This is a genomic window from Streptomyces sp. FH025, assembly GCF_017427025.1.
In the GTDB taxonomy this organism is placed as follows: Bacteria; Actinomycetota; Actinomycetes; order Streptomycetales; family Streptomycetaceae; genus Kitasatospora.
Map to the genome: position 1 here is coordinate 1 of NZ_JAFLNG010000547.1, position 5,346 is coordinate 5,346.

Here is a 5,346-nt window from a genome sequence, read left to right on the forward strand (position 1 = left end):
TCGACCGGGTGGCCGACGCCCTGCGCGGCAGGATCCGGGCCGTCACCGGCGCCTGGGCGCCCCGCCCCTGGTCGACGCAGCACACGCAGGCCCCGCCCGTCCCGTCCGCCGGTGAGCGCCGGATCGTCCGGCGCAAGGAGCCTGCCCTGGTGTGGTGCTCGCCCGAGGCGGCGGCCCGGACGATGGACGCGATGGACTACGACATCCACCTCTTCACCGACCCGGCGACCGAGACCGACGCCGTCGTCTACCGGGTCGGGCCGACCGGCTACCGCCTGGCCCGCACGCTTCCGGCGGGCCCGCCCGGCCGCCGGTCGTCGCCGATCACCCTCAGCCCGCACGGCGCGCCCCGGCTCACCGAGGAGCAGGCCGTCGACCGGCTGGCGGGCGCCGAGCTGCCGTTCCTGTTCTTCGCCCACCCCGCCAGCGGCCGGGGCCGGGTGCTCTACCGGCGCTTCGACGGCGGGCTCGGCCTGATCGCGGGCGGGATCTAGCGGAAGCGTGACCCGCCGGGCGGCGGCCCGGCGGGTCACGGGGTCGACGCGGGAGGGCGCGTCACATGTTGATCATGTGACCGGCGAGGCCGTGGATGGCCTCCTTGACCGCCTCGCCCAGGGTCGGGTGGGCGTGCACGTTGCGGGCGACCTCGTGGACGGTGAGGTCCCACTGCTGGGCCAGCGTCAGCTCGGGCAGCAGCTCGGTGACCTCGGGGCCGATCAGGTGGGCGCCCAGCAGCTCGCCGTGGGTGTTGTCGCTGATGACCTTCACGAAGCCGATCGGGTGGCCGAGGCCGTGCGCCTTGCCGTTCGCGGTGAACGGGAACTTGGCGACCTTGACGTCGTGGCCCAGGTCGCGGGCCTGCGCCTCGGTGTAGCCGAAGGAGGCGATCTGCGGCTGGCAGTAGGTGGCGCGCGGGATCATGGCGAAGTCGACCTCCATGGTCTCCGCCCCGCCGATGGTCTCGGCGGCGATCACGGCCATCGTCTCGGCGGCGTGCGCCAGCATCAGCTTGGCGGTGACGTCGCCGATCGCGAAGATGTGGTCGACGCTGGTGCGCCCGCGCCCGTCCACCGCGATGGCGTTGCGGTCGGTCAGCTTGACCCCGGTGTTCTCCAGGCCGTAGCCGTGGATCCGCGGCGCGAAGCCGATGGCCTGGAGCACCTTGTCGGCCTCCAGCACCTGCTGCTGGCCGTCCTTGGTGACGGTCACCCGGACCTTGGCGTTCGGGTCGCTGTCGTCGATCGACTCGACCCGGGTGGAGGTGAGCACCTCGATGCCCAACTTGCGGTACTGCTTGGCGAGTTCGGTGGAGACCTCGACGTCCTCCAGCGGCACCACGCGGTCCAGGAACTCGACGATGGTGACCTTGACGCCGTAGTTGTGCAGCACGTACGCGAACTCGACGCCGATCGCGCCGGCGCCCGCGATGATGATGCTCTCCGGCAGCTCCTCGGTGAGGATCTGCTCCTCGTACGTCACCACGCGGTCGCTCAGGCTGGTGCCGGGCAGCAGGCGGGTGGTGGCACCGGCGGCGATGATGCAGTTGTCGAAGGTCACGACCTCGAATCCGCCGCTGCTGAGCGCGATCTGGATGGAGCGGTCGTCGATGAACGTGCCCCGGCCGTCGTACTCGGTGATGCCGTTCTTCTTCATCAGGTAGTGGACGCCCTTGACCCGGCCGTCGGCCACCGAGCGGCTGCGGCGGAACGCCTCGCCGAAGTCGAAGGTCACCTGGCCCTCGACCTTGATGCCGAAGGTCTTGGCCTCCTTGGTGAAGATGTGGGCCAGCTCGGCGTTGCGCAGCAGGGCCTTGGAGGGGATGCAGCCCACGTTGAGGCAGACGCCGCCCCAGTACTTGGCCTCGATGACCGCGACCTTCAGGCCCAGCTGTGCGGACCGGACGGCGGCGGTGTAGCCACCGGGGCCCGCGCCGAGGACGACGACGTCGTAGTGCGTGCTCATCTTGCTGACTCCTCCGAGGGTGTCACGGTTGTGTCGTGAACTCGGTCCCATGGTGTCAGGACCGGACCCGGCGCACCCACCGGGTCCCGGCGGATGCGCTCCGCGCGGCACCGTACAGTGCCCGGGCGGAATTGTCAGTGGGGTCGGCTACGGTGGCTCGCACCAGGCTCCACCAGGGGCGATTCCGGAAGGGAGGGCCCGGATGGGCGGTATGCGCACGGCGGGCGGGTGGGCCCGCCGCCCGAGGACGGCAGCGGGCCCACCCGGGCGTCAGGCGGTCACCTCATGGGCGTCGCCGCCGCTGCCGCCCGTACCGCTGATACCCGCGGCGGGGCGCTCGGCCGCCGGTACGGGCCGGTGCAGCGAGGAGAGGTCCCAGGCGTAGGTGCCGACGGCGTGGGCGATCACGGAGATGTTGACGTCGAACGCGTCCATGTCCAGGTTGTCCAGGTCGTCGCAGGCCTTGTGGTAGCAGGGGTCGAAGGCGGTGCCCGCCGTGCCGCCGTAGCGGGCCGCCTGCTCGGGGGACTTGATCACCTCGGCGCCGGTGTCGGTGCCGCCGGCCGGGATGCCCGCGTCGATGAACGGGCCGTAGTCGGAGCGGCCGTTGAAGGCGGACGGGTCGTGCGGCAGGCCCCGGCCGTCCAGGTAGCCGGTCAGGTCCCGCTCGATCTGCGCCGAGCCCTCGGGGCCCGCGGGCCCGCCCGTGCTGCCGGAGCCGTTGTAGACGAACTGCGCGTAGTTGGGGGAAGCGATCATGTCGAAGTTGAGGTAGAGCCGGACCTTCTTCCGGTCCGCCTCGGAGAGTGACTTCACGTACGCCTCGGAGCCCTTGAGGCCGAACTCCTCGGCCGACCACCAGGCGAACCTGACCTTGTTCTTCACCGGGCGGACACCGAGGTTCTTCGCGACCTCCAGGATTCCGGCCGAGCCGGAGCCGTTGTCGTTGACGCCCGGCCCGGCGGGGACGGAGTCCAGGTGGGCGCCGATCATCACGGTGTTGTCGGGGTCCCCGCCACGGGTCTCGGCGATGACGTTCCAGGTCTTGCGCGGCTCCATGAAGGTGCGGATGTCCAGGGTCACCCGTACCGGGCCGGCGGCGGCCTTCGCGGCCAGCGCCTCCCCGGCGGCCTTGGTGATCCCGCCGGTCGGGACCTTCCCGGCGGTCGGCTCGCCCAGCGTCCCGTTGAGGTCGCCCTCGGTGTTGTTGTAGACGAGCGCGCCGACGGCACCGACGGCCGCCGCGGCCGCCTGCTTCTCGGCGAAGCTGCACCCGCCGCGCCGGATCAGGGCGATCCGGCCGGTGAAGCCGCCCGCCGGGTAGTCGGCGGGCGTGCAGCCGGTGGTGGCGCTGACCGGGGCGACGGCCAGATCGGCGGTCAGGCCCGCCTGCGGGCCGCTCACCGAGTACGTCATGGCGATCACCGGCACGGACTCGGCCTGCGGGGACACCACGTCCAGGCGCTGCGAGCGGGCCTCGAAGAAGGTGTACTCGAACTCCTGCCGGGAGACCTTGAGCCCGGCCCGCCGCGCCTGCTCGTAGACGTACCGCGCGGACTCGTCATGGCCCTTGGAGCCGGCGGCTCTGGTGCCGCCGTTGCGGTCGGCGATCCGTTGCAGCGCGGCCAGGGTGTCGTGCGCGTCCTCGGCGCTGCTGGCCTCCACCAGGCGCTCGGCCAGCTTCGCGCCCCTGCGGGCCGGGTCCGGTTCGGCGTTCGCGGCGCCGGTGCCGACCAGCAGCAGCGGGGTGACCAGGGCGGCGACGGTCAGCGCGGCGCCCGCGCGGCGCCGGTACGGGGTGTGGGGGGTGTGCGGGGTGTGACGGGCTGCGGTGCGCGGGCGCGGTAACGGGGTGGTGTGGTCCAGCGGGGTGGAACGGTCGAGCGGGGCGGTCTCGCGACGGGTGCGCGGCTTCAAGGCGACTCCTTCCGACGGTCCGTGAACTCACGATTTGACATGACCGGGATCGCCTTGCCAAGGGCACCGCGCGGCCGCGACATGCGGAGGTCGGCAGGCGCGGTGATCCTGGATGGGTGGGGGCGTCTCATCCAGGAGGGTGACCACATGTCCATGCTGGATAAGCTCAAGAGCCTGCTGAAGGGCCACGAGGAACAGGCGGACAAGGCCGTCGACAAGGCCGGGCAAACCGTCGACGAACGCACCCAGGGCAAGTACACCGGCCAGATCGACGCCGCCGAGGAACAGGCGAAGAACCAGTTCCGCGACCAGCCGCCGCAGTAGGACGCGCGCGGTCCGGACCGCCCGCCGGGCCGGAGGCGGCGGCGCTCAGCCGTCGCCCCGGTCCGGCACTAGTCGCTCACGCGCGGTGATGCCCGTCGCGTCCGGGCACGGCGAGTTCGTAGCGGCTGAGTCGGTAGACCGGCTTCTCGCCCGTCCGCCGGTCAGGCGCTCCTTCGACCGCCACCACGCCGCGCGGTGCGAAGCCGCGCCCCTCGTAGTAGGCGCGCAGCCGGGCGTTGCCGGCCACGCAGTCCAGCCTCAGGTAGTCGGCGCCCCGGGTGCGCACCGCGTCGGCCGCCCAGTCGAGGATGCGGGCGCCGAGGCCCGCCGCCGACCGGCGCACGGCCAGCCGGTGCAGGTAGCCCGCCTCGCCCGGGGAGTCCGCCCACAGCTTGTCCGCCCAGTCCATGGTGACCGTGCCGGCCACCTCGCCGCCGCTGCGCACCAGCCACGTCTCCCCTCGGGACAGGGCCGGCTCGACGAAGGCGGCCTCGAAGCGGGCCGGCCACTGGTCGACCCCGCGGGAGCCCAGCCAGCCGGCCGCGTCGTCGAGGACGCCCAGCACCTCGTCCATGCGGTCCAGTCCGGCCCGTTCGAAGCCCAGTTCCGTGCCGTTCCAGTCAACTGTCATGGCACGAATGATCGCAGGACCCCGACGCACCGTTGAGGTCAGGTCGGATCGGTCGTGGAGACGGCCACCAGCTTCGTCACCGAGCCGTCGTCCCCGACGACGTCGCGCAGGTGCCGGAAGCCCAGCTTCTCGCACATCGCCAGACTGGGGGTGTTCTCCGCGCCCACCATGCCGTAGACCTCCTTGAGGCCGAGTTCGTCGGCCGCGTAGCGGATCAGGCCGCGCACCACCTCGCTGCCCAGACCCCGGCCCCAGAACGCCGGGGCGAGGGCGGCGACCAGTTCGTGGCCGTCGACGTTGCCGGTCTTCTTCACCTCCGCGTGGCCCGCGTAGGCGCCGTCCAGCCACAGGCCCCACACGTCGAACATGCGCTTGGGGTACACGTCGGTCAGGATCGCGCGGAAGATCACGCGGATCTGGTCCTCGGGCACCAGGTCCTGGCCCATCCAGCGGCACACGTCCGCGTCGCGCAGGAGGGCGACGAAGGAGTCCTCGTCCTCGGGCCGGTAGGG

The 5,346-nt window shown here is 72.1% G+C and carries 6 protein-coding genes; 2 read left to right on the forward strand and 4 right to left on the reverse strand.

What is annotated here, in order from left to right; all coding sequences use genetic code 11:
* The coding region (locus J0670_RS29020; RefSeq protein ID WP_207814660.1) for a sigma 54 modulation/S30EA ribosomal C-terminal domain-containing protein at nt 1-494 on the forward strand (494 nt) is incomplete at its 5' end.
* 61 nt (nt 495-555) lie between these two features.
* Here J0670_RS29020 and lpdA read toward each other — a convergent pair.
* Together lpdA and J0670_RS29030 are read right to left on the reverse strand one after the other, a co-directional pair.
* Nucleotides 556-1,962: a dihydrolipoyl dehydrogenase gene (gene lpdA / locus J0670_RS29025; protein WP_207814661.1), complete on the reverse strand. Its 1,407-nt coding sequence runs from the start codon at nt 1,960-1,962 to the stop codon at nt 556-558.
* A gap of 270 nt (nt 1,963-2,232) precedes the next feature.
* A complete protein-coding gene (locus J0670_RS29030) occupies nt 2,233-3,732 on the reverse strand; it encodes a M28 family metallopeptidase (RefSeq protein ID WP_207814665.1) in 1,500 nt (499 codons plus the stop codon).
* Between the two features lie 294 nt (nt 3,733-4,026).
* Between J0670_RS29030 and J0670_RS29035 the strand changes: the two genes are divergently transcribed.
* On the forward strand, nt 4,027-4,203 hold the full coding sequence (locus tag J0670_RS29035) for an antitoxin (protein ID WP_207814662.1): 177 nt from the start codon (nt 4,027-4,029) through the stop codon (nt 4,201-4,203).
* A gap of 76 nt (nt 4,204-4,279) precedes the next feature.
* Here the strand turns inward: J0670_RS29035 and J0670_RS29040 are convergent, their stop codons facing one another.
* Both J0670_RS29040 and J0670_RS29045 read right to left on the reverse strand, forming a co-directional pair.
* A complete protein-coding gene (locus tag J0670_RS29040; protein ID WP_207814663.1) occupies nt 4,280-4,834 on the reverse strand; it encodes an N-acetyltransferase in 555 nt (184 codons plus the stop codon).
* Nucleotides 4,835-4,872: 38 nt separating this feature from the next.
* Nucleotides 4,873-5,346: GNAT family N-acetyltransferase (locus tag J0670_RS29045; RefSeq protein ID WP_207814664.1), on the reverse strand; the 474-nt coding region annotated here is incomplete at its 5' end.